This window comes from Streptomyces sp. NPDC003697 (assembly GCF_053587115.1).
The window spans coordinates 1-21,546 of the sequence record NZ_JBSFNN010000013.1 but is presented as its reverse complement, the minus strand read 5'-3'; the positions used below and the strand labels follow the sequence as shown (position 1 = coordinate 21,546).

Annotated in this window: 20 protein-coding genes; 12 read left to right on the top strand and 8 right to left on the bottom strand. The window is 72.6% G+C overall.

All coding sequences use genetic code 11. The features are described 5' to 3' along the window. Positions 1–119 precede the first annotated feature (119 nt). Both scy and mce read right to left on the bottom strand, forming a co-directional pair. Complete coding sequence (gene scy, locus ACWDNY_RS07765; RefSeq protein ID WP_451644828.1) at positions 120–3,968, bottom strand: polarized growth protein Scy; 3,849 nt, start codon at positions 3,966–3,968, stop codon at positions 120–122. 245 nt (positions 3,969–4,213) lie between these two features. After that, positions 4,214–4,654: a methylmalonyl-CoA epimerase gene (gene mce / locus ACWDNY_RS07760; protein WP_451644827.1), complete on the bottom strand. Its 441-nt coding sequence runs from the start codon at positions 4,652–4,654 to the stop codon at positions 4,214–4,216. Positions 4,655–4,802: 148 nt separating this feature from the next. Here mce and ACWDNY_RS07755 point away from each other — a divergent pair, with 148 nt between their 5' ends. Next, on the top strand, positions 4,803–6,002 hold the full coding sequence (locus ACWDNY_RS07755) for an acetyl-CoA C-acetyltransferase (RefSeq protein WP_451644826.1): 1,200 nt from the start codon (positions 4,803–4,805) through the stop codon (positions 6,000–6,002). 91 nt (positions 6,003–6,093) lie between these two features. Then, positions 6,094–7,050, top strand: coding sequence for a methylmalonyl Co-A mutase-associated GTPase MeaB (gene meaB / locus ACWDNY_RS07750; RefSeq protein WP_451644825.1), 957 nt, complete (start codon positions 6,094–6,096; stop codon positions 7,048–7,050). 131 nt (positions 7,051–7,181) lie between these two features. Here meaB and ACWDNY_RS07745 read toward each other — a convergent pair whose 3' ends face one another. The 4 genes from ACWDNY_RS07745 to ACWDNY_RS07730 form a co-directional block, all read right to left on the bottom strand. Next, positions 7,182–7,658: a MarR family winged helix-turn-helix transcriptional regulator gene (locus ACWDNY_RS07745; RefSeq protein WP_451644824.1), complete on the bottom strand. Its 477-nt coding sequence runs from the start codon at positions 7,656–7,658 to the stop codon at positions 7,182–7,184. 95 nt (positions 7,659–7,753) lie between these two features. Further along, positions 7,754–8,551 carry an AIM24 family protein gene (locus ACWDNY_RS07740; RefSeq protein ID WP_451644823.1) on the bottom strand — a complete coding sequence of 266 codons (798 nt, stop codon included), beginning with the start codon at positions 8,549–8,551 and terminating at the stop codon, positions 7,754–7,756. Continuing rightward, on the bottom strand, positions 8,548–9,198 hold the full coding sequence (locus ACWDNY_RS07735) for an AIM24 family protein (protein ID WP_451644822.1): 651 nt from the start codon (positions 9,196–9,198) through the stop codon (positions 8,548–8,550). The genes ACWDNY_RS07740 and ACWDNY_RS07735 overlap by 4 nt, the downstream gene beginning before the upstream one ends. 1 nt (position 9,199) lies before the next feature. Beyond that, positions 9,200–9,838: an AIM24 family protein gene (locus tag ACWDNY_RS07730; protein ID WP_451644821.1), complete on the bottom strand. Its 639-nt coding sequence runs from the start codon at positions 9,836–9,838 to the stop codon at positions 9,200–9,202. Between the two features lie 200 nt (positions 9,839–10,038). Here ACWDNY_RS07730 and ACWDNY_RS07725 point away from each other — a divergent pair, with 200 nt between their 5' ends. Continuing rightward, positions 10,039–10,383 carry a DUF3817 domain-containing protein gene (locus ACWDNY_RS07725; protein ID WP_451644820.1) on the top strand — a complete coding sequence of 115 codons (345 nt, stop codon included), beginning with the start codon at positions 10,039–10,041 and terminating at the stop codon, positions 10,381–10,383. Beyond that, the gene (locus tag ACWDNY_RS07720; RefSeq protein ID WP_451644819.1) at positions 10,380–10,673 is read left to right on the top strand and encodes an MTH1187 family thiamine-binding protein; all 294 of its coding nucleotides are present in this window, start codon (positions 10,380–10,382) and stop codon (positions 10,671–10,673) included. Before ACWDNY_RS07725 ends, ACWDNY_RS07720 begins: the two co-directional genes overlap by 4 nt. A 112-nt stretch (positions 10,674–10,785) precedes the next feature. Here ACWDNY_RS07720 and ACWDNY_RS07715 read toward each other — a convergent pair whose 3' ends face one another. Beyond that, entirely contained in the window at positions 10,786–11,775 is a 990-nt protein-coding gene (locus ACWDNY_RS07715; RefSeq protein ID WP_451644818.1) for a DUF5937 family protein, read from the bottom strand. 74 nt (positions 11,776–11,849) lie between these two features. Here ACWDNY_RS07715 and ACWDNY_RS07710 point away from each other — a divergent pair, with 74 nt between their 5' ends. The 4 genes from ACWDNY_RS07710 to ACWDNY_RS07695 all read left to right on the top strand — a co-directional run bounded on the left by ACWDNY_RS07710 (position 11,850) and on the right by ACWDNY_RS07695 (position 15,947). Continuing rightward, entirely contained in the window at positions 11,850–13,148 is a 1,299-nt protein-coding gene (locus ACWDNY_RS07710; protein ID WP_451644817.1) for an MFS transporter, read from the top strand. Between the two features lie 22 nt (positions 13,149–13,170). Beyond that, entirely contained in the window at positions 13,171–13,680 is a 510-nt protein-coding gene (locus tag ACWDNY_RS07705) for a MarR family winged helix-turn-helix transcriptional regulator (RefSeq protein WP_451644816.1), read from the top strand. A 131-nt stretch (positions 13,681–13,811) separates the two neighbouring features. After that, the gene (locus tag ACWDNY_RS07700) at positions 13,812–14,150 is read left to right on the top strand and encodes a DUF3817 domain-containing protein (RefSeq protein WP_451644815.1); all 339 of its coding nucleotides are present in this window, start codon (positions 13,812–13,814) and stop codon (positions 14,148–14,150) included. Between the two features lie 96 nt (positions 14,151–14,246). Continuing rightward, positions 14,247–15,947, top strand: coding sequence for an acyl-CoA mutase large subunit family protein (locus ACWDNY_RS07695; RefSeq protein WP_451644814.1), 1,701 nt, complete (start codon positions 14,247–14,249; stop codon positions 15,945–15,947). A gap of 58 nt (positions 15,948–16,005) precedes the next feature. On the opposite strand, the gene ACWDNY_RS07690 is transcribed toward ACWDNY_RS07695, so the two are convergent. Further along, the gene (locus ACWDNY_RS07690) at positions 16,006–16,653 is read right to left on the bottom strand and encodes a TetR/AcrR family transcriptional regulator (protein ID WP_451644813.1); all 648 of its coding nucleotides are present in this window, start codon (positions 16,651–16,653) and stop codon (positions 16,006–16,008) included. A gap of 402 nt (positions 16,654–17,055) precedes the next feature. On the opposite strand from ACWDNY_RS07690, the gene ACWDNY_RS07685 reads away from it, so the two are divergent. The 4 genes from ACWDNY_RS07685 (at position 17,056) to ACWDNY_RS07670 (ending at position 21,433) form a co-directional block, all read left to right on the top strand. Beyond that, entirely contained in the window at positions 17,056–18,027 is a 972-nt protein-coding gene (locus tag ACWDNY_RS07685; RefSeq protein ID WP_451644812.1) for a tetratricopeptide repeat protein, read from the top strand. Positions 18,028–18,671: 644 nt separating this feature from the next. Then, complete coding sequence (locus tag ACWDNY_RS07680) at positions 18,672–19,316, top strand: DUF6230 family protein (RefSeq protein WP_451644811.1); 645 nt, start codon at positions 18,672–18,674, stop codon at positions 19,314–19,316. 193 nt (positions 19,317–19,509) lie between these two features. Beyond that, a complete protein-coding gene (locus ACWDNY_RS07675) occupies positions 19,510–20,088 on the top strand; it encodes a DUF6114 domain-containing protein (RefSeq protein WP_451644810.1) in 579 nt (192 codons plus the stop codon). Continuing rightward, a complete protein-coding gene (locus ACWDNY_RS07670) occupies positions 20,078–21,433 on the top strand; it encodes a hypothetical protein (RefSeq protein WP_451644809.1) in 1,356 nt (451 codons plus the stop codon). The genes ACWDNY_RS07675 and ACWDNY_RS07670 overlap by 11 nt, the downstream gene beginning before the upstream one ends. Positions 21,434–21,546 lie beyond the last annotated feature (113 nt).

The following is a 21,546-nucleotide window of genomic DNA, read 5'->3' as shown; positions in this document are numbered from 1 at the left end:
CATCGAGCGGATACGTGTTTGATCTGGAGAATGACACCTCTTTCGGGTGGCTGCGCCCCGCAGGGCTTGCCAATGAGTTGGCCAAAGCCCCCAGAACACACCTGAACACACCCACCAGGCTAGCCCTCTGGCGACTTGCCACCCGATCGGGGGGCGCCCACCGTCGCCCCCGCCTTGACGCCGGGGTCCTTCCCCGACGACGGCGCCTCGAAGGACTCCAGGGCCTCCAGGACGTCCTGGACGCGGGAGATCTCGGCGTTGATGTCCTCACGCCGCCGCACCAGGACCTCCAGCTCCCGCTTGCCCTCCTCGACGGTGCGCCGGGCCTCGCGGATCGCCTCCGCCTTGAGCTCCTCGGCCTCCCTGACGAGCGTCGCCTTCTTCTGCTCGGCCTCCTTCAGCAGGCCCTCGGCCTTCTTGACCGCGGCGATGCGGACCTTGCCCGCCTCGGAGTTGGCCTCCGAGACGATCTCCTTCGCCTTCGCCTGCGCCTTGGCCAGCTGCTCCTCGGCCGCCTTGACGAGGGCGTCGCAGCGGTCGCCGGCCGACTTCATCGTCTCGGCGGCCTCACGACGGGCCCGCTCGTGCAGCTCCTCGATCTCGGCCGTGAGGCGCTCACGCAGCTCCTCCGCGCGCTCGCGGATCGCGGTGGCGTCCCGGCGGGCCCCGACGAGCAGCTCGTCGGCGTCCGTACGGGCCTTCTCCACCAGCCCGTTGCCCTCGATCGTGGCCTCGGAGACCAGCCGTTCGGCCTCCTGGCGGGCCGCGCCCACCATGGTGTCCGCCTGCGACTCCGCGTCCGCCTTGGTCTTGACCGCGCTCGCCTGCGCCTCGGTGAGCAGCTTGTCGGCCTCCGCCGCGGTCTCGGTGATGAGCGTGTCGACCTGCTCGGCCGCCTCCGAACGCCGCTTGTTGGCCTCCTTGCGGGCCTCGTCCAGCGCCCGCTCGGCCTCCTCGCGCGCCGAGGTCACCAGGCGCTCCGCCTCCGCCTCCGCCTCGGCCCTGAGCCGCTCGGAGTCGGTGCGGATCCGCTCGGCGCGCTGCTGCGCCGAACCGACCGTCTGGGCGGCCTCGGCCCGCAGCCGCTCCGCGTCGCCGGTGGCGTCCGCGATCAGCTTCTCGGCCTTGGCGACCGACTCGGCACGGACCCGGTCGGCCTGAGCGACCGTCTCCGTCTGCAGGCGCTCGGCCTCGGCCCGCGCCTCGGAGATGAGGGTGTCCGCCTGGGTGGCGGCGTCGGACCGGATGCGGTTGGCGTCCTCGCGGGCCTCCGCGCGGGTCCGGGTGGCGTCCTGCTCGGCCTGCGCGATGGCGTCGGACGCCTCGGTGCGCACCCGCTGGGAGTGCTCGGCGACGTCCGCGCGGATCCGGTCGGCCTCCGCGATCGCCTCGGAGACCGTGCGCTCCGCCAGCGACCTGGCGGCCTCGTTCTCCTCGCTCGCCTCGCGGCGCAGCCGGCTCGCGTCCTCGCTGGCCCGCTCCCGCTCGGCGTAGGCGTCCGCGCGGACCCGGCCGGCCTCCTCCTCGGCCTCGCGCCGGGTACGGTCCGCCGCGTGCTCCGCGGCGGAGCGCAGGCCGGCGATCTCCTCCTGCGCCTGCTCGTGCAGCCCGGCGACGGAGTCCCGCACCTGCTGCGCGTGCTGCTCGGCCGCCGACACCATCTCGGTGGCGCGCCGGTCGGCCTCCTCCACCAGACGGGTGGCCTCGGCCTGCGCCTCCTCCACGCGCCTGCGCGCGGAGGCCAGCAGCTCCTCGCTCTGCTCGCGGGCCCGCTCCCGCTCCCGGTCGGCCTCCTCACGGGCCGCGCCGAGCAGTTCCTCGGCCTCGCGGCGGCGCCGGGCCGCCTCCTCCTGGGCGGCGGCCAGCGCCTCGGACGCCTCGGCGCCCAGCCGCTCGGCGGCGGCCTGTGCCTCCGCGCGCACCCGGTCGGCGGTGTCCTGGGCCTCGACCTTCAGGCGCTCGGCCTCCGCCGCCGCCTCCGACCGCAGCCGGACGGCGACGGCCTCGCCCTCGGCGCGGGAGACGGACGCGTCGGAGGCGGCCTCCGTGCGCAGCCGCTCGGCCTCCGCCTCGGCCTGCTGCTGGAGGGTACGGATGCGCTCCGCGGCCTCCGCGCGCAGCCGCTCGGTCTCGTCGGCGGCCTCGCGGCGGATCCGCGCGGCCTCCTCCCGGGCGTCGCCGAGCGCCTGCTCCGCGGAGGCGAGGCGCTGCTCGGCCTCCGTGTGCAGCCGCGTCAGCCCCTCGGCGGCCTCCGCCTGCCGGGCCGCCACGGCACGCTCGGTCTCCTCGCGCAGCTCGCCCGCGGCGCGCTCGGCGTCCGCCCGGACGGACTCCGCCTGCTCGGTGGCCTCCGCACGGTGCCGCTCGGCCTCCTTGCGGGTGCGCTCCAGGGTCTCCTCGGCCTGCCGGCGCAGCGTGGTGGCGCGTTCGATGGCCTCGGTGCGGACCTTCTCGCTGTCCGCCGTCGCGGTCTGGCGCAGCTCGTCGGCGTCCGCCTTGGCCTTGGCCAGCAGCTCCTCGGCGGACTTCGCCGCCTCCTCGATCTGCGCGACGGCCTCGCGCCGCGCCTCCGCGCGGATCGTCTCGCCCTCGGCGACCGCCGCGGCGCGCAGCTGCTCGGCCTCGCCGCGCAGGCGGCGGGCCTCCTCCTGGAGCTCGACCGTCTTGGCGCGGTACTCCTTGGTGTCGTCCTTGGCGGCGCCCTTGAGCTGCTCGGCGATGTCGTGCGCCTCGGCCCGCAGCCGGTCCGCCTCGGCCTCCGCCTCCCGGCGGATCCGCTCGGCCTCCTCGGCGGCGGCCCTGGTGGTCTTCTTGGCGTCCTCGGACGCCCTGTTCAGCACGTCCTCGGCGGTCCTGGCCGCCTTGGACAGCTGGGTGGCAGCCTCCTCCGCGGTGACCGCGCGGGCCTTCTCCGCGGCCTCCGCGACGATCTTCTCGGCCTCCGCGCGGGCGTCCGCGACCAGCTGCTCGGCCTCGGTCCTGGTGGACTCGGCCTCCTTGGTGGCCTCGCTGACCAGGCGGGCGACCTGTTCCTTCGCCGTCCGCGTGCGCGTCTCGTTGGCCGCCTCCGCGCTCGCGAGCGCCTTGGCCGCGGCCTCCCTGGCCTCCGTGACGACCTTCTCCGCCTCGGCACGCGCCTCGCGCAGCGCCGTCTCGGCCTCCGCCATGCGCTGCTCGGCGGCGCGGGCCAGCTCGGCCGCCTGACGGCGCGCGGTGTCCGACTCGGTGGCCGTGGAGCTGCGCAGCTGCTCGGCGTGGTCGGTGGCCTCCTGGGCCTGCGTGGAGGCGGCGTTGAGCAGCCGCTCGGCGTCGGTCCGGGCCCGCCGCAGGATCTGCTCGGCCTCCGCGCGGGCGGTCTCGGCCTCGTTCTGCAGCCGCTGCCGGGCCTCGGCGGTCACCCGTTCGGCCTCCGCGCGGGCGGCCGCCATCGCCTGCTCGGCCTCGGCGCGGGACTCGTCGAGCAGGCGGCGGGCCTGCTGCTCCGTCCGGGCGCGCAGCTGCTCCGCCCAGGCCACGTTCTCGTTGACGTGGGACTCGACGGTCTGCCGTCGCTCGGCGAGCTCCTGGTCCAGCTGCTGGCGGCGGGTGACCGCCTCCTGGTGCAGCTCGGCCTGCAGGCGGGCGGCCTGCTCGGCGTGCTCCTGGAGGATGCGCTGGGTCTGCGCCCGGGCCTGGCTGAGCTCGCGCTCGGCGTCGGCCCTGAGCTGGTCGGCCTGCATCTGCGCGTTGCGCAGCAACTGCTCGGCCTGGTAGCCGAGGTCGGCACTGTCGTAGGCGGGCCGGGACATGAGGGTGCGGCGCGCCTCGTGCAGCTTGGCGCGCAGCACCTCGACCTGGTAGCCGAGGTCCTCGGCGTGCTGGATCGCCTTTTCCCGCTCGGTCTTCAGCCGCTCCATCTCGGCCTCGAACCGAGAGAGGTGGTCGACGTCAGCCGCCGGCTCTCGCTCCTGGCGTTCGTAGCCCCGCACTGCGCGGTCCCATCCGTCCCCTGGTCGCAAGCTTGTCCAAACGAGCTCCGTCCATCCGACGGACGGGGCCCCCGGGGGAATGGTGTCAGATCGACGGCGGAGCACGGGCTGCCGCCCAGACGCTCGTCCCCCGAAACCCGGACCCCGGCTGGGCCCGGCCGCAGGCGACGGCGGGCCCCCGGTCGTCCCGAGGTTCGCGATGCGGGACGACCGCCCCCAACCCTACCGGCCCTTATGTACGTCGGTCAGTGGTCGGACGACTCAACAGCCGCCGAAGTGACCAGTTCTGTCAGCACCCCGTGGCAGTCCTTGGGGTGCAGGAAGGTGATCCGCGACCCCATGGAGCCCCGTCGGGGCTCGTCGTACAGGACGCGGACGCCCTTGTCGCGGATGCCGGCGGCGTCCGCGTCGACGTCCGCGGTGCCGAAGGCGATGTGGTGGACGCCCTCCCCGTTCTTCGCCAGCCACTTGGCGACGGTGGAGTCCTCGCGGGTGGGTTCGAGCAGCTGGAGGTAGGACGATCCGCCGTCGGAGGTGTCGTTGATCTTGAGCATGGCCTCCCGCACGCCCTGCTCCTCGTTGACCTCGGTGTGGAACACTTCGAAGCCGTAGGTGGCACGGTAGAACTCGACGGTGGCGTCGAGGTCGTGGCAGGCGATTCCGATGTGGTCGATGCGCGTCAGCATGGAATCAGTGCAGCGCTCCTGCGGTGGTTACGCAACGTGCGCGCGATCACACCGACGGCCCGATGACGCGACGGACCGGCCCTCAGTACATTCGCAGTAAACCCTCGTTCACTCCTCGGCTGTGCAAGCCGGAAGGGGATCGCGAATCATGTCTTCTGCAACGAACAGCTCAGTGATCGTCGCGGGCGCCCGGACGCCCATGGGGCGGCTGCTGGGCTCGCTGAAGTCCTTCTCGGGAGCCGACCTCGGCGGCTTCGCGATCAAGGCCGCCCTCGACCGTGCGGGGATCGGGGGCGACCAGGTGCAGTACGTCATCATGGGCCAGGTCCTCCAGGCCGGGGCGGGACAGATCCCGGCACGTCAGGCCGCGGTCAAGGCCGGCATCCCGATGAGCGTCCCGGCGCTCACCATCAACAAGGTCTGCCTCTCCGGCCTCGACGCGATCGCGCTGGCCGACCAGTTGATCCGAGCGGGTGAGTTCGACATCGTGGTCGCGGGCGGCCAGGAGTCCATGACCAACGCCCCGCACCTGCTGCCGAAGTCCCGCGAGGGCTTCAAGTACGGCGCGGTCGCCATGCTCGACGCCATGGCCCACGACGGCCTGACCGACTCCTTCGAGGAAATCGCCATGGGCGAGTCCACGGAGAAGCACAACACGCGCCTCGGCATCGGCCGCCAGGAGCAGGACGAGATCGCGGCGCTGTCCCACCAGCGGGCCGCCGCCGCGCAGAAGAACGGCGTCTTCGAGGCCGAGATCACCCCGGTGGAGATCCCGCAGCGCAAGGGCGACCCGGTCCTGTTCAGCAAGGACGAGGGCATCCGGGGCGACACCACCGCCGAGTCGCTGGGCAAACTGCGCCCGGCCTTCGCCAAGGACGGCACCATCACGGCCGGCTCGTCCTCGCAGATCTCCGACGGCGCCGCCGCCGTCGTGGTGATGAGCAAGGCCAAGGCCCAGGAACTCGGCCTGGACTGGATCGCGGAGATCGGCGCCCACGGAAATGTCGCGGGTCCGGACAACTCGCTGCAGTCGCAGCCGTCCAACGCGATCATGCACGCTCTGAAGAAGGAGGGGCTGGACGTCTCCGACCTCGACCTCATCGAGATCAACGAGGCGTTCGCCGCCGTCGCCGTGCAGTCAATGAAGGACCTCGGCGTGTCCACGGAAAAGGTGAACGTCAACGGCGGCGCCATCGCCCTGGGTCACCCGATCGGCATGTCCGGTGCCCGTCTCGTGCTGCACCTGGCGCTGGAGCTGAAGCGCCGGGGCGGCGGGGTCGGCGCGGCCGCGCTGTGCGGTGGCGGCGGCCAGGGCGACGCGCTGATCCTCCGGGTGCCCAGGGCCTGACCCCCGGGCATCTCCCGACCCATCTCCTCCCGGTGGGCCCAGCCGGCCCGAGCGCCGCGCGGCGCACCGATCGACGCAGAACGGAGCAGTGATGCAGGACGTCTCCTCTCTGGTGGCCCAGGCCAGGGAAGGCCGGCCGCGGGCCGTGGCCCGGCTGATCTCCCTGGTGGAGGGGGCGTCCCCGCAGCTGAGGGAGGTCATGGCGGCGCTGGCGCCGCTGACCGGCAACGCCTACGTCGTCGGCCTGACCGGCTCGCCGGGCGTCGGCAAGTCGACGTCCACGTCGGCGCTGGTGACCGCGTACCGCAAGCAGGGCAGGCGGGTCGGCGTCCTGGCCGTCGACCCGTCCTCGCCCTTCTCCGGCGGTGCCCTGCTCGGTGACCGGGTGCGGATGTCGGAGCACTCCTCCGACCCCGCCGTCTACATCCGCTCCATGGCCACGCGCGGTCACCTCGGCGGCCTCGCGTGGGCCGCGCCGCAGGCCATCCGGGTGCTGGACGCGGCCGGCTGCGACGTGATCCTGGTCGAGACGGTCGGCGTCGGCCAGTCGGAGGTGGAGATCGCCTCCCAGGCGGACACCTCGGTCGTCCTGCTGGCCCCAGGCATGGGCGACGGCATCCAGGCGGCCAAGGCCGGCATCCTGGAGATCGGCGACGTGTACGTCGTCAACAAGGCGGACCGGGACGGCGCCGACGCGACCGCCCGGGAGCTGAACCACATGCTGGGCTTGGGCGAGGCCCGCAGTCCGGGCGACTGGCGCCCGCCCATCGTCAAGACGGTCGCCGCGCGTGCGGAGGGCGTCGACGAGGTCGTCGAGGCGCTGGAGAAGCACCGCGCCTGGATGGAGGAGCGGGGCGTGCTGGCCGAGCGCCGCAGGTCCCGGGCGGCACGCGAGGTGGAGACGATCGCGGTCACCGCCCTGCGCGAGCGCATCGGCGATCTGCACGGCGACCGCCGCCTGAGCGCGCTGGCCGAGCGCATCGTCGCCGGTGAGCTGGACCCGTACCGGGCGGCGGACGAACTGGTGGCGGGCCTGACGCAGGGCTGAGCAGCGCCTGGGACGGGCTCAGGCGGTGCTCGGACGGGCCGGGTGGCCGTTCCGTCATACGAACGGCGGAGGCCGGAACCCCGGGTGTGGGGTTCCGGCCTCCGCCGTACGCGTGTCCATGCCTGGCGCCGCTACGGACGGCCCCGCTGCCCCCGCAGGTGCTCCGCGATGGGCCTGAGGGCCTTGTCGAGCTCGATCAGGGCGTCGGAGGACAGCAGGTCGATGAAGTGCCGGCGCACGGACGACACATGGTGCGGCGCGACCTTCCGCATCGTCTCCAGGCCGTGCTCGGTGAGGACCGCGTACAGGCCTCTGCGGTCGGACTCGCAGTTCTCACGCCGCACCAGGTTCGCGTTCTCCATGCGCGTGATCTGGTGCGAGAGCCGGCTCTTGGACTGGAGGGTGGCGGAGGCGAGGTCGCTCATCCGCATCCGTACGTCCTCGGACTCGGAGAGGTTCACCAGGATCTCGTAGTCGTTCATCGTCAGGCCGAACGGCTGCAGGTCCTTTTCGAGCTGGTACGTCAACAGCCTGTTGACCTCCAGCTGGGTGCGCCAGGCGCACTGCTCCGCATCGGTCAGCCAGCGCGTGGCCGTGTCGGTCTCCATGAATGAAGTCTACCTAAAAAGTTGAAAGGCGAACTAGCGAGGGGTGTCGTGACGGTGCGCACGCGTTCGAGCCGTCACACTCCGCAGACTACCGCTCACAGCCCGAAGCGACGCTGGAGGTCCCCCAGCTGTCCGGGAAGGCGCGGTGTCCCCGGCTGCTGTCCGTGCCCTCCGGGTACCCCGCCGCCGCCCGGTACGCCGGGCTCGTTCGGCACCCCTCCGGCGGCCTGCTCGGCCATCAGGGTCTCCGTCGACTGCAGCAGCACCGTACCGGCCCCCACGAACTCGAACTGGTGCTCCTCCCCGGAGGCCCCGCCGAGGCCCGTCATCGCACGTAGACCGCCCATTACCCCGGTCAGATAGCCGTGGTCGTAGTGGTGGCAGGGCGACGGGCAGTCGGCCCACCCCACAAGCGCTTGCGGGTCCACCCGGATCGGTGGCTCCATGAAGACGACCGGACCGTTGGACGCGGCCACGAACCTTCCGGTTCCGATCAGGGTCAGGAAGCCCGGCACGATCGACTGCTTCAGGGAAAGAGTTGGCTGAAAAGCGAGGAGGTTGCCGGAGCGAATGGTCAGGTTGCCGTCGTCCAGATCGTAGGAATTGACGTCGAAGGCCCGGTCGGCGAGCAGCATCCTGCCCGAGCCCTCCGCCACGACCCAGTCGCTCGCGTGCAGAGGCGAATGGAAGGACGTGCGCACCAGACGGTCCAGCCGTCCGTGCCCGACGCCGTTGAACTCGATCGCCCCGTAGTAGGCGATCATCTTCCCCTTCTGCAGGAACCACTGGCTCCCCGCGAGCGCGACGCAGAAGGTGTAGGCGTTGACGTTGTCGTCGGCCGGCAGGGTCGTGGGGTCGTACACCACGGGCCCGGCGCCCCCGTATGCGCTCACAGCTTCTCCTCCGAGGCCTGGACGTAGACGGCACCGCTCCCGCTGAGCTCCAGCTGGAACGCCTCGCCGGAGCCGCGGCCCACCATGTCGCGCCAGCCGAGCGCCGTCGACAGCTTGTTGCGGACGTCGCCGTGGTGGGCCACGTACGCCTGCGGGTCGACATGCACCGGCCGCTGCGGGATGACCGGGACCTCGAAGACCCCGCCGTGCGCCATCACGGCGACGGCCCCCTGGCCCTGCAGGGTGGTGGTGAACAGCCCCTGGCCCGTCACCTGGCCGCGGACCATGCCCATGACCCCGCCCTGCGAGCCCAGGAACATCGTGCCCTGCCGCAGCGTGCCCTCGAAGGCGAGCAGCCGGTCCGCCTCCACGTAGAGGGTGTCACCGGTGAGGTGGATGACGTGAACGTGGTGGCCACCGTGCCCGAAGAGCACGGTGCCGCTGCCCTCCACGGTCATCAGCGGCGTGGCCTCGTTCGCCAGCCGGCGCCCGATCATCGACATCACGCCGCCCTGGCCGCCCTGGACGTTGGGGGTGAAGGAGACCTCGCCCCGGTAGGCGAGCATGGCGCCGCGCTGGCTGAACAGCCGCTGCCCGGGCGTCACCGTCGCCTCCACCACCTTCGAGTTGAGCTCCCGGAAGGCCATGTCACACATCCCCCGCGATCGTGTTGCGCTCACTGGGCTGGACGTACACGAGTCCGTCGCCCTCGAAGCGGATCTGGAAGGCCTCGCCGCCGCCCTCGCCGAGGAGCGTGCGGAACGTCACGCCGGACTGGAACGACTGCCGCACGTTGCCCTGATGGGCGACGTACGCGCCCGGGTCGACGATCAGCGGGTACTGCGGGCTGACCCGCAGCACCACCGCCGGCCCGTCCGACAGGATCGCCGCCTGCCCGTGCCCCTCGACCGTCGTCGTGAACAGCCCGTTGCCCTGCGAGGCCCCGCGCAGTCCGGTGAACGTCGTGCCGGTGCGCAGCCCGGCGTCCGTGGCGAGCAGGTTGCTCGACTCCACGTACAGCCGGTCCCCCCGCAGGCCGACGAGGTTGATCTCGGAGGCCCGGTCGGCGAACCAGCAGGTCCCCTGTCCGCGCACCTCCATCACGGTCATCTGCTCGCCGGTGAGCCGCCGGGTCACCATGCCCCGCAGGCCCTCGCCGCCGCCGCTGAGTTTCTTGAAGGCCATCTGCCCGTCGTACGCGACCATCGAGCCGTTCTTCGCCTTGACGGCGTCCCCGGTCATGTCGACGGCGAGCACCTTGCTTCCCTGAAGCCGGAACGTCGCCACGCTGTGAAGGTAGCGGGCGACCGGCCGGCCCGGACAGGTACCCCCGGAGGAGACGGACCCCGAGCGGACCCCGGCACGCCGGCGCCGCGGCCCCCTGGCCCCGACGGACCGCCGGAGGTTTGCCACAATGGACGGGCGTTTGTGCTTGCGTTCACAAGCCGCCCGCGTCCTTTAGCGTCTCTCCCCTCCGAAGGTGACCCGTGGACCTCAAGACCGCCACCGCCCTCCGCCGCCTCCGCCTCGTCTCGGCCCCCGAGGCCGTGTCCTTCCTCCTGCTGCTGGTCTGCTCGGTGCTGAAGCGGACCACGGACTTCAACGCGGTGCCCGTGATGGGCGCGATCCACGGCGTCCTGTTCATCCTGTACGTGCTGTTCTGGGCGGACGCCTGGAACCGGGCCAGGTGGAGCCTGGGGACCGCCGCCCTGTACTTCGTGCTGTCGGTGCTGCCGACCGGCGGCTTCTTCGCCGAGCGCAGGCTCAAGCGGGCCGCCGAGGACGAGGTCATCGCCTCCCGGGCCCGCCGCGAGGGGGTCGTGAACGCATGATCGTCGCCTTCTCCGTGACGCCGCTGGGCGTAGGCGAGGACGTCGGCGAGTACGTGGCCGACGCCGTCCGGGTGGTCCGCGCGTCCGGCCTGCCCCACCGCACGGACGCCATGTTCACCTCGATCGAGGGGGACTGGGACGAGGTGATGGACGTGGTGAGGCGGGCGGTCGCGGCCGTCGAGGCGCGCGCCCCGCGGGTCTCCCTGGTCCTCAAGGCCGACCTCCGCCCCGGCGTGACCGACGGTCTCACCCGCAAGGTCGAGACGGTGGAGCGCCACCTGGCCCGTTAGGTGTACGCGGTCACGCCGCCCCGGCGGCACGACCGCGCCCGGTGTTCCGCCCTCGGCGTCCCCGCGCCGGTCGCCCGGGCGTCCCGGGGCGGGGGCCGGGACCTCGTGGGCGTCACCCCCCGCCCGACGCCAGGGCGAAGCCCAGCGGAGTGCGTTCGTACAGCACCTGGTGGCCGTAGCGGCGGGAGGTGAGCAGGCCCGCGTCGCGCAGGGCCGCCAGGTGGGCGGAGACCGAGGACGGCGCCAGGCCGAGGCGGTGGGCCAGGGCGGAGGTGGTGGCCGGGTCCTCAAGGGCCGTCAGCACGGCGGCCCGGCCCCGTCCCAGCAGCCGGGCCAGCGCCTCGGGCGCACGCTCGACCGGCTCGACCCACAGACCGCCGATGCCGCGCGCCGGGTAGACCAGGGTCGGCTGCCACGGCGGGTCGAAGCTGCTGACCACGTCCGGCCAGGAGAAGACGCTCGGCATCAGCATCAGGCCCCGGCCGTCGAGGTGCCGCTCGTGCACGCCCCTCCACTCGACGGTGAGCGTGCGGGCGTCCCAGGCGAGACGGGGGCTGATCTCCGGCAGCAGGCCGCCGAGACCCACGTCGGCCAGCCGCCGCGAGTGGAACGCCACGTCCGCCTCCAGCAGCGCCCGCAGCCGTGGCCAGTCCGGCTCGACGAGGGTGTGCCAGGCCGCCGTCATCAGGTCGGTCAGCTTTTCGACCGCGCGGACGGGGTCGGCCAGCAGGGCACGTCCGGCCGGGGAGTCCAGCGCGCCGGGGGTGTCCGCCAGCGAGCGGGCCGTGTCGTGCCGGACGAGTTCCGGGTCGGCCGTGCGGACCGCCGCGATCTCCTCCTCGAAGGTGGCCGCCGTGCCGATGGGCGGCGGCATCAGCCAGTCGGCGCTGTGCCCCCGGCGCGGCATCAGCAGCCACAGCGGGGTCAGGTCGAGACCGGCGGAGGCCGCACGGGCGCGGGCGCGGCGCAGCCAGGCCGGGTGGTAGCCGTGCCGCTGCGGGCGGATCAGCGTGCGCACCGCCTCGTGCGTCTCCCACAGCGGTGAGACGGCGAACCGGCACCTGAGCAGGTCGTCGTCCCCGAAGTGCAGCAGCGACGGCACGGCGTCCCCTCCGGAAGATTCGGCTGGAGCCGAAACTCTACGGGTGGCGGCATCCGCACGTGCACCCTCCGCGTATGCCCGAAACGTCACAGGAGAGCCGTGCGCCGGTCGCCGCCCCGGCCGGGACGCCCGCCCGCTCCGCCGGCTACGGCCGCGTCCTCGCCGTCCGCGAGTTCCGCGCCGTCTTCGCCGCCCACCTGCTGTCCATGCTCGGCGTGATCGTCAGCGAGATCGCGCTGTCCGTCCTCGTCTACGACCTCACCGGCTCGCCGCTGATGAGCGCGCTGGCCTTCGCGCTCGGCTTCCTGCCCTACCTGGTGGGCGGGACGCTGCTCGCGGGCGTCGCCGACCGCTTCCCCGCCCGGCGCGTCCTGGTGGTGTGCGACCTGGTGTGCGCGGCCTGCGTCGCGCCGATGGCGGCGCCGGGCACCTCCATCGGCTTGCTGCTCACCCTGCGCTGCTGCCTCGCCGTCGTCTCGCCCGTCTTCGCCGGGACCCGGATGGCCACGCTCGCCGACATCCTCGGGGACGGCGAGCTGTTCGTCCTCGGCCGCTCCCTGCTGCGGATCACCGCGCAGAGCGCGCTGCTCGTCGGCTACGGGCTCGGCGGCCTGCTGCTCACCGCCGTCTCCCCGCGCCACGCCCTGCTGGTCACGGTGGGCACGTTCCTCGCCTCGGCCGCACTGCTGCGCCTCGGGACGCGGCGCCGGCCGGCCCGGGCCGGCAGCGGGGGCGCCCTGGTGACCCAGTCGCTGCGGGGCTCCCGGCGGGTCCTGGCCGACCGGCGGGTCCGCTCGCTGCTCCTGCTCTTCTGGGTGCCGCCGATGTTCTCCGTGGTGCCCGAGGCGCTGGCGGCCCCGTACGCCGACGCCCTGGGCGCCGGGTCCGTCGGGCTCGGCCTGCTGATGTGCGCGCTGCCGGTGGGCACGGTCGCCGGCGAGCTGTACGCGGGCGCGCGGCTGCGGCCGGCCGTCCGGGAGCGTGCCGTCCTGCCGCTGCTCTGCCTCGGTCTGCTGCCGTACCTCGGCTACGCCCTCCGCCCGGGCCTGGCCGTCTCGCTGCTCCTGCTGCTGGTCTCCGGCGCGGGGGCCGCCTACACCCTGGGCCTGGACCAGATGCTCGTGCGGGCCGTGCCCGAGGAGCTGCGCGGCCGGGCCATGACCCTGCTGACGGCCGGGCTGATGACGGTCCAGGGCGTCGGCATGGCGCTGGCGGGCGTCGCGGCCGAGATCGCCGGGGTACGTGCCACGGTGGCGGGCGCCGGCGCGGTGGGCACGGTGTGCTGCCTGCTGCTGGCCGTGGGGGCGCGGCGTGTGGAGCGCGGAGCGGGCGGCGGGGGACCGAAGGGCGAGACAGGGCCGGCCCCGGTGTGACCGCCCGGTAGGGTCTGATGACGTGCCGAAGCCCCTCAGTCTTCCCTTCGACCCCATCGCCCGCGCCGACGAGCTCTGGAAGCAGCGCTGGGGAAACGTGCCGCCGATGGCCGCGATCACCTCGATCATGCGCGCGCACCAGATCCTGCTGGCCGAGGTCGACGCGGTGGTCAAACCGTACGGGCTGACGTTCGCTCGCTACGAGGCCCTGGTCCTGCTCACCTTCTCCAAGGCGGGTGAGCTGCCGATGTCCAAGATCGGCGAGCGTCTCATGGTGCACCCCACCTCCGTGACGAACACCGTGGACCGGCTGGTCAGGTCCGGCCTGGTGGACAAGCGGCCCAACCCCAACGACGGGCGCGGCACGCTCGCCGTCATCACCGGCAAGGGCCGCGAGGTCGTCGAGGCCGCCACCCGCGACCTGATGGCGATGGACTTCGGGCTCGGGGCCTACGACGCCGAGGAGTGCGCGGAGATCTTCGCGATGCTGCGGCCGCTGCGGATCGCCGCGCACGACTTCGACGACGAGTAGGGCGTTTCCGCCGGTGGGGTGCCGCTCCCCGGCGGTGCGGGGCGGCCCGGCGGTCGTCCCGCGGCACCGGCCGGCGGGGCATGGTGCTCCCCGGCGAAGCCGGGATCTTTCGGGCGGTTACGCTCGTGTCCATGAAACGAAGCGTGCTGACCCGCTACCGGGTCATGGCCTACGTCACCGGCGTCCTGCTGGTCCTGCTGACCCTCGGCGTGATCGCCAAGTACCTGCTCGACATCGACGGCGCGGCGGACTTCACGCGCGTCGTCGGCATCGCGCACGGCTGGCTGTACGTGGTCTACCTGGTCTTCGCCTTCGACCTGGGCTCCAAGGCGAAGTGGCCGGTCGGCAAGCAGCTGTGGGTGCTGATCGCCGGGACGATCCCGACGGCCGCCTTCTTCGTGGAGCGCAGGGTCAGCCACCAGCTGGAGTCCCGCCTCGCCGAGGATTCCCCCGCGGTGGCCAAGGCGTAGCGCCACCGTCCCCGGGAGCCGCCCGACCGCCGTACGGACACGCGTACGGCGGTCAGCCGTCGACATTTACTAGGACGTCCAAGTAAATTCGTAGGTATGGACGCTGACGCCATCGAGGAGGGCCGCCGTCGCTGGCAGGCCCGGTACGACGCCGCACGCAAGCGCGACGCTGACTTCACCACGCTCTCCGGCGACCCCGTGGAGCCGGTGTACGGCCCCCGGCCCGGGGACACCTACGACGGGTTCGAGCGGATCGGCTGGCCCGGGGAGTACCCCTTCACCCGCGGGCTCCACCCGACCGGCTACCGCGGGCGCACCTGGACGATCCGGCAGTTCGCCGGGTTCGGCAACGCCGAGCAGACCAACGAGCGCTACAGGATGATCCTCGTGGCGGGCGGCGGTGGCCTCTCCGTCGCCTTCGACATGCCCACGCTCATGGGCCGCGACTCCGACGATCCGCGCTCGCTCGGCGAGGTGGGGCACTGCGGTGTCGCCATCGACTCCGCGGCCGACATGGAGGTGCTGTTCCGGGACATCCCGCTCGGCGACGTCACGACGTCGATGACCATCAGCGGCCCCGCCGTCCCGGTGTTCTGCATGTACCTGGTCGCCGCCGAGCGCCAGGGCGTCGACCCCGCCGTCCTGAACGGCACGCTGCAGACCGACATCTTCAAGGAGTACATCGCCCAGAAGGAGTGGCTGTTCCAGCCCGAGCCCCATCTGCGCCTGATCGGCGACCTGATGGAGCACTGCGCGCGGCGCATCCCCGCGTACAAGCCCCTGTCGGTCTCCGGCTACCACATCCGCGAGGCCGGCTCGACGGCGGCGCAGGAGCTGGCCTACACGCTCGCGGACGGCTTCGGGTACGTCGAACTGGGCCTCAGCCGCGGCCTGGACGTCGACGTCTTCGCCCCCGGCCTGTCCTTCTTCTTCGACGCGCACGTCGACTTCTTCGAGGAGATCGCCAAGTTCCGTGCCGCGCGCCGCATCTGGGCGCGCTGGATGCGGGACGTCTACGGCGCGCGGTCCGAGAAGGCCCAGTGGCTGCGCTTCCACACGCAGACCGCCGGTGTCTCGCTGACCGCGCAGCAGCCGTACAACAACGTGGTGCGCACGGCCGTGGAGGCGCTGGCGGCGGTGCTGGGCGGCACCAACTCGCTGCACACCAACGCCCTCGACGAGACCCTCGCGCTGCCCTCCGAGCAGGCGGCGGAGATCGCCCTGCGCACGCAGCAGGTGCTGATGGAGGAGACCGGCGTGGCCAACGTGGCCGACCCGCTGGGCGGTTCGTGGTACGTCGAGCAGCTGACGGACCGGATCGAGGCGGACGCCGAGAAGATCTTCGACCAGATCAAGGAGCGTGGCCTGCGGGCCCACCCCGACGGCCGGCACCCCGTCGGACCGGTCACGTCCGGCATCCTGCGCGGCATCGAGGACGGCTGGTTCACGGGCGAGATCGCCGAGTCGGCCTTCCGCTACCAGCAGGCGCTGGAGAAGGGCGACAAGAAGGTCGTCGGCGTCAACGTCCACACCGGTTCCGTCACCGGGGACCTGGAGATCCTGCGGGTCAGCCACGAGGTCGAGCGGGAGCAGGTCCGGGTGCTCGGGGCGCGCAAGGCCGCACGGGACGACGCCCGGGTGCGCTCCGCGCTGGACGCGCTGCTCGCCGCCGCACGCGACGGCTCCAACATGGTCGAGCCGATGCTGGACGCGGTCCGGGCGGAGGCCACGCTGGGGGAGATCTGCGGCGTGCTGCGCGACGAGTGGGGGGTGTACACCGAGCCCGCCGGATTCTGAACGTGCCGGCCGCGACGGGCCTCACGGGTCACCCGGCCCGCGCGAGCGGGCGTCGCGGTCAGCCGGTCTGCGCGGGGGCGTCGCGGTCATCCTGCTGCGTCGCCCCCGACAGCCCCAGCAGCAGCACTCTGGTGAAGCCGCGCACCCACTCCTCGTCCGCCGGTTCGGCGCTGAAGAGGGTGCGGTGCACCACCGCGCCCGCCACCACGTCGAAGATGAGGTCGACCGTGCGGGCGGCCTCCTCCGGTCCCCGCTCCGGCGGAAGCTCGCCCCGCGCCTGGGCGCGGGCCCTGCCCTCCAGTACGAGCCGTTTCTGCCGCTCCACGATCGAGGTGCGGATCCGCTCCCGCAGCGCGCTGTCGCGCGTCGACTCCGCGACCACCGCCATCAGCCCACTGCGCGCCTCGGGACGCGCCAGGATCGCGGCGAACTGCAGGACCACGCCCTCGATGTCGGCGGCGAGGCTGCCGAGGTCGGGCAGCCGCAGCTCGTCGAAGAGTTCGGCCACCGCGTCCACGACGAGTTCGTTCTTGCCCGCCCAGCGGCGGTAGAGGGTCGTCTTCGCCACTCCGGCCCGCGTGGCGACGTCCTGGAGGGTGAGCCCCGACCAGCCCAGCTCGACCAGGGCCGAGCGGGTCGCGGCCAGGATCGCGGCGTCCGCGGCGGCGCTGCGCGGCCGGCCGCGCGCGGGGGTGCTGCTCTGCATGCCATGACCCTAAGGGCTGTCCCGTCGTCCCTGGTGGAGCAGGCTCGCGGCGTCCGATGCGGGTCGTGCCGGACCCCGGTCGACCGCTGCACCGGGATTGCTCACCTCGATCCACCGGACGGCCCCCGAGCGGCCGGTTCCGGGCGGTCGTGAGGGAGATCACCGGGTAGTGGTTTCGCGGAGGCACCCCGTGCCATTACGCTACGGGTCGTATCGAAACCACGTGCGCAGGCACGTGGTTCGGGCGACGACCACAGCACGGCAACACGCACATCACGCGACAGCACCACGCGGTGGAACCGCCGCACGGCGTCCGGTGGGGACCGGCGCCGGGCGGCACACGCGGCCGCGGCTTTCCCGGCCGTTTTCACACGCGCGCGCAGTAGGGGGGAGGATAGACGCATGCAGCCACGGAACATGTCCATGAGCGGGGTCGTCGACCTCGCCGCGGTGAAGGCGGCCCAGGAGGCCAAGGCGAAGGCGGAGCAGGCGCGCGCCCAAGCGGCACAGCAGGGCGGGCCGGGGGCGGTCTCCCCCGCCGACCTCGTCATCGACGTCGACGAGGCGACCTTCGAACGCGACGTCCTGCAGCGCTCCGCCGAGGTGCCGGTCGTCATCGACTTCTGGGCCGAGTGGTGCCAGCCCTGCAAGCAGCTCAGCCCGGTCCTGGAGCGACTGGCCGTCGAGTACAACGGGCGCTTCCTCCTCGCCAAGATCGACGTCGACGCCAACCAGCTGCTCATGCAGCAGTTCGGCATCCAGGGCATCCCGGCCGTCTTCGCGGTCGTCGCGGGGCAGGCCCTGCCCCTCTTCCAGGGGGCCGCCGGCGAGACGCAGATCCGGCAGACCCTGGACCAGCTGGTGCAGGTGGCCGAGGAGCGCTTCGGGCTCACCGGCCTGGCCGTCGATTCCGACGCCGAGCCGGGCGCGGAGCAGCCGGCCGCCCCGCCGGCGGGCCCGCACGAGGCCGCCCTGAACGCGGCCGCGCAGGCTCTGGACGCCGGTGACCTGGGCGGCGCCATCCAGGCCTACAAGAACGTGCTCGCCGACGAACCGGCCAACGCCGAGGCCAAACTCGGGCTCGTCCAGGCGGAGTTGCTCCAGCGCGTACAGGGCCTGGATCCGCAGCGGGTGCGCCAGGAGGCGGCCGAGAAGCCGGCCGACGTGGCGGCGCAGATCGCCGCCGCCGACCTCGACCTGGTGGGCGGGCACGTGGAGGACGCGTTCGGCCGGCTCATCGAGACCGTGCGGCGCACGGCCGGCGAGGACCGGGACGCGGCACGGCTGCGACTGCTGGAGCTCTTCGAGGTGGTCGGGGCGGAGGACCCCCGCGTGACGGGCGCGCGCCGGGCGCTGGCGCGGGCGTTGTTCTGATGCGGGGCGGGCGCCCGGTTCCGACCAGTCACTAAACGCGCGGGCCTGTGGGGCCCGGGTGAAAGTTCCGCTGAAACGGCTCGCAGCGGCCGCGTTTTGCCAAAACTTGGCAATCGCGGCCGCTGTTACTGCCAGTAAGCCAGGAGCTGTGGTCTGTCTGGTTCCGTCCAACGATCAATAGTTTTGTCCTGGCCCCGACTGCCACCGTGTGTCGTCGAGCACGCTCACTGTGTCGTTTCCCGGTTATCCGTTCGTTACTAGCCAGTAACGAACCCCCTTGTGTCGACGGCGAGAATGCACCACGATCGGCCACGCTCGGTCCGTTCCCGTACCCCGGCAGCCGGTTGGGTGACGGGGAGTCCGGTTCCCCACCGAGCAGAGCGGGCGGTAGTGACGCCGGCTCTTGGACAGGGGGGTCTTCGCCGATCCGGTGAAGCCTGTCCGCAAGGTTGTGCGTGATGCGTGTCAGGCGCGACCAGTGGTTGTCGCTCGGGGGTGATCGCCGGTGATTCGGGCGCTGTTCGCGCCACCGAGCGCGGGCGCTCTCCTTCCCGAGGACGTAGCACTTCTCCCATCCCTGCCCGGCTGAGCCGCCGACCGCGGCGAGTCGAGGCCAGGAGATGTACGTCCGAGAAGGAGGAAATATGGAGTCCCAGGTGCGTGGCGGGACCAGATGGAAGCGGTTCGCCGTCGTCATGGTGCCCAGCGTGGCCGCCGCGGCGTGTGTGGGTGTCGGCCTGGCGCAGGGTGCCCTCGCGGCGTCCTTCAGCGTCTCCGGCCAGGAGTTCAAGGTCAGCGCCGGGCATCTGCACGGTGAGGGCTTCGCCCAGTACGGCGGCATCGACAGCGGTTACACGTCGACCGACGGCAAGACCAAGACGGTCCACCCCGTCGCGATCTCGTCGTTCGACACCGCGACGATCACGAAGATGTGCCAGTCGGTCAAGACGGACATCCCGCTCATCGGGAAGACCGTCTACCTCCGTCTGGACGCCGGGCCCAACGACCAGAAGAAGGTCGAGGCCTCGAACCTCTACATCGACGTCGCCCAGCTCGACGCCGACGCGACGTTCAACAACATCGACATCGGCGTCGCGGTCAAGGACAAGACCCGTGGCCCCGCCATCAGGCAGGGCGAGAACGCGCTGCCGGGTGGCTTCGCCCAGCAGGCGGAGTCGGCCGACCTCTACGGCGTGAAGCAGACGGCGTGGGCGACCACGGCCGGCACGTTCAAGCTGAGCGGTCTGTCGATGCGTCTCGGCATGGACCCGAAGATGGAGTGCTACTGACGGCTCCCGTCACCGGGTGAGGCGGGGCGGCTGAGCCGCCCCCAGGGGGCGGGGGAGCCGTCGCTTCCCCGCCCCGCAGGCCCGGCCCGGCGCATTGAGCCGGGCCGGCTTCACAGACTCAGACCCTTCCGGCTTCTCCACGCCCACGGCCGAGCCGGTACGTACTTCCACCGGACCCAGGGAGCTGTTTTCCATGAGTGCCGAGACTCCGGTCCAGAGCGCCGGGAACCTTACCCGGCTGCGTCTGCGATTCCGTGACTGGCGGGGCACCCGGCCGTTCTGGGCAGGCTTGCTCACCCTGCTCGGCGGGGTGCCGATCGCCTATTTCCCGTATGCCACGCTCAAGCTGGGCACCATGTCGGTCGCCATGGCGACCACCGCCGGTGCCGGCTCGCTGATCATCGGCGTCCTGCTGATCACGCTCGGCCTGACCATGTGGTTCCAGCAGGCCACCCGGGTCTTCGCCGGTGTGGCGGCGATCGTCCTGGCCCTGGTGTCGCTGGTGGTCTCCAACATAGGCGGCTTCCTGCTGGGCTTCCTGCTGTCGATGGTCGGCGGCGCGCTCGCCGTCTCCTGGGCGCCCGGCAGGGGGAAGGCGGCGCGGACCGCAGAGCAGGACGACGAGCCCCAGCCCACCGCCCAGGGCGCGGGCCCCGTTCCCGGGGCCACCCACGCCGAGCCGGGCGTCCCGGGCCCCTCGTACGAGCCGGGCACCGGCGCGTACGACGGGGTGCGCGCCGAAGGACCGGACGGGGGGCACCGTGTCGGCTGACGAGGTCTTCGGCGCGGGCGTGGCGGCTGCGGCGCAGGGGAGCACGGGACCGCGCCACGCGGCCCCGAGGAAGCCGCTGTTCACCCGGTTCCACGTGCCCCCGGGCAAGGCGATCGCCATGGCGGCGATGCCCACGGCCGTCCTCATGGCGATGGGGTTCACCCCGACGCTGGCCCTCGCCGACAACAACCCGTCGGCCTCGTCGTCCAACAGCCTGACCGCCGAGGAGTACAAGGCCTGCGTGGCGGCGCTGGAGGGCTCCGGTGACGAGGCCTCGGCCTCCCCCTCGCCGTCCGCCTCCGCGAGCGCCACCGGCGAGGACGACGGCAAGGACACGGCGGAGCCCGCGCCGTCGGCGACCTCCTCCACCGGGAAGCCGTCCGCCGGCGGGGCGTCCGGAACCTCTTCGTCGGATTCAGGTTCCGACGACAAGGCCTCCCGGGCGTCCACCCCCGGCTCCGGCACGCCGGCCGGCTCGGACTCCACCGCGGACACCTCCGGCGGCGAGACCGCCTCGCCGAGCCCGTCGCCGTCCCGGAGCGGGAGCGGCGGGCTGCTGGGCACCGTCGGCGACGCGCTCACGGACATCGTCACCGGTGGCCACAACCCCGATGCGCAGTCCGGCACTTCGGCGCCCGCCGCTCCGGCGCCGTCCGCCTCGCCCTCCGCGACCGCCACCGCTGACGCCCCGTCGGACTCCCCGGACCGGTCCGCGACCGACCCGGCCGGCGACACCGCGGACAAGGCCGCCGGCACGGCGAAGGACACGGCGAAGGACACCGCCGGCAAGGCGGCCGGGGCGGCCGAGGACGCTGCGGACGGGGCCACCGCCTCGCCGAGCCCGTCCGCGAGCGCCACCGTGAACGCGGAGGACTGCAAGGCGGCCACCGACGCCGAGGGCGGCGTCGACAACCGCATCCTGGTGCCGGACGACCCGTGGGAGCTGCAGGCCAGCTCGCTGCTGCTGAAGGGCGCCCAGTACAAGGGCGTCGTCGAGGTCAGAACGGCGAGCGGTGCCACCAAGAAGGTGCTGAAGTACGTCGTCACGGACGGCACCGACATCGGTGATCTGCACCAGCTCGTCAGGGACAAGAACTCCGGCAAGACCTACCACGTGCAGGCGGCCAGGGGCTCGACGTCCACCATCCGCGAGGGCGACACCGTGATGTACACCGAGAGCATCTCCGGCAACCTGCTCGGACTGATCCCGGTCACGTTCAGCCCCGACAGCCCGCCGCCGCTGGACATCCCGCTGATCTACTTCACCAAGGTCAAGGTGGTCCAGGCCGGCCAGTTCGGCGGCAGCCTGCACATCCCCGGACTGCACCAGTTCACCACTGACTGAGCCGCCTGGAGTTGGTCCTGGAGCCGCAGCCGTGGCCCGGCGCCCCCCCGGGGGGGGGGGGGCCCGGGGGGCCCCGGTAATGGGGGCGGGGCCCCTCCCGTGGCGCGTGGTGG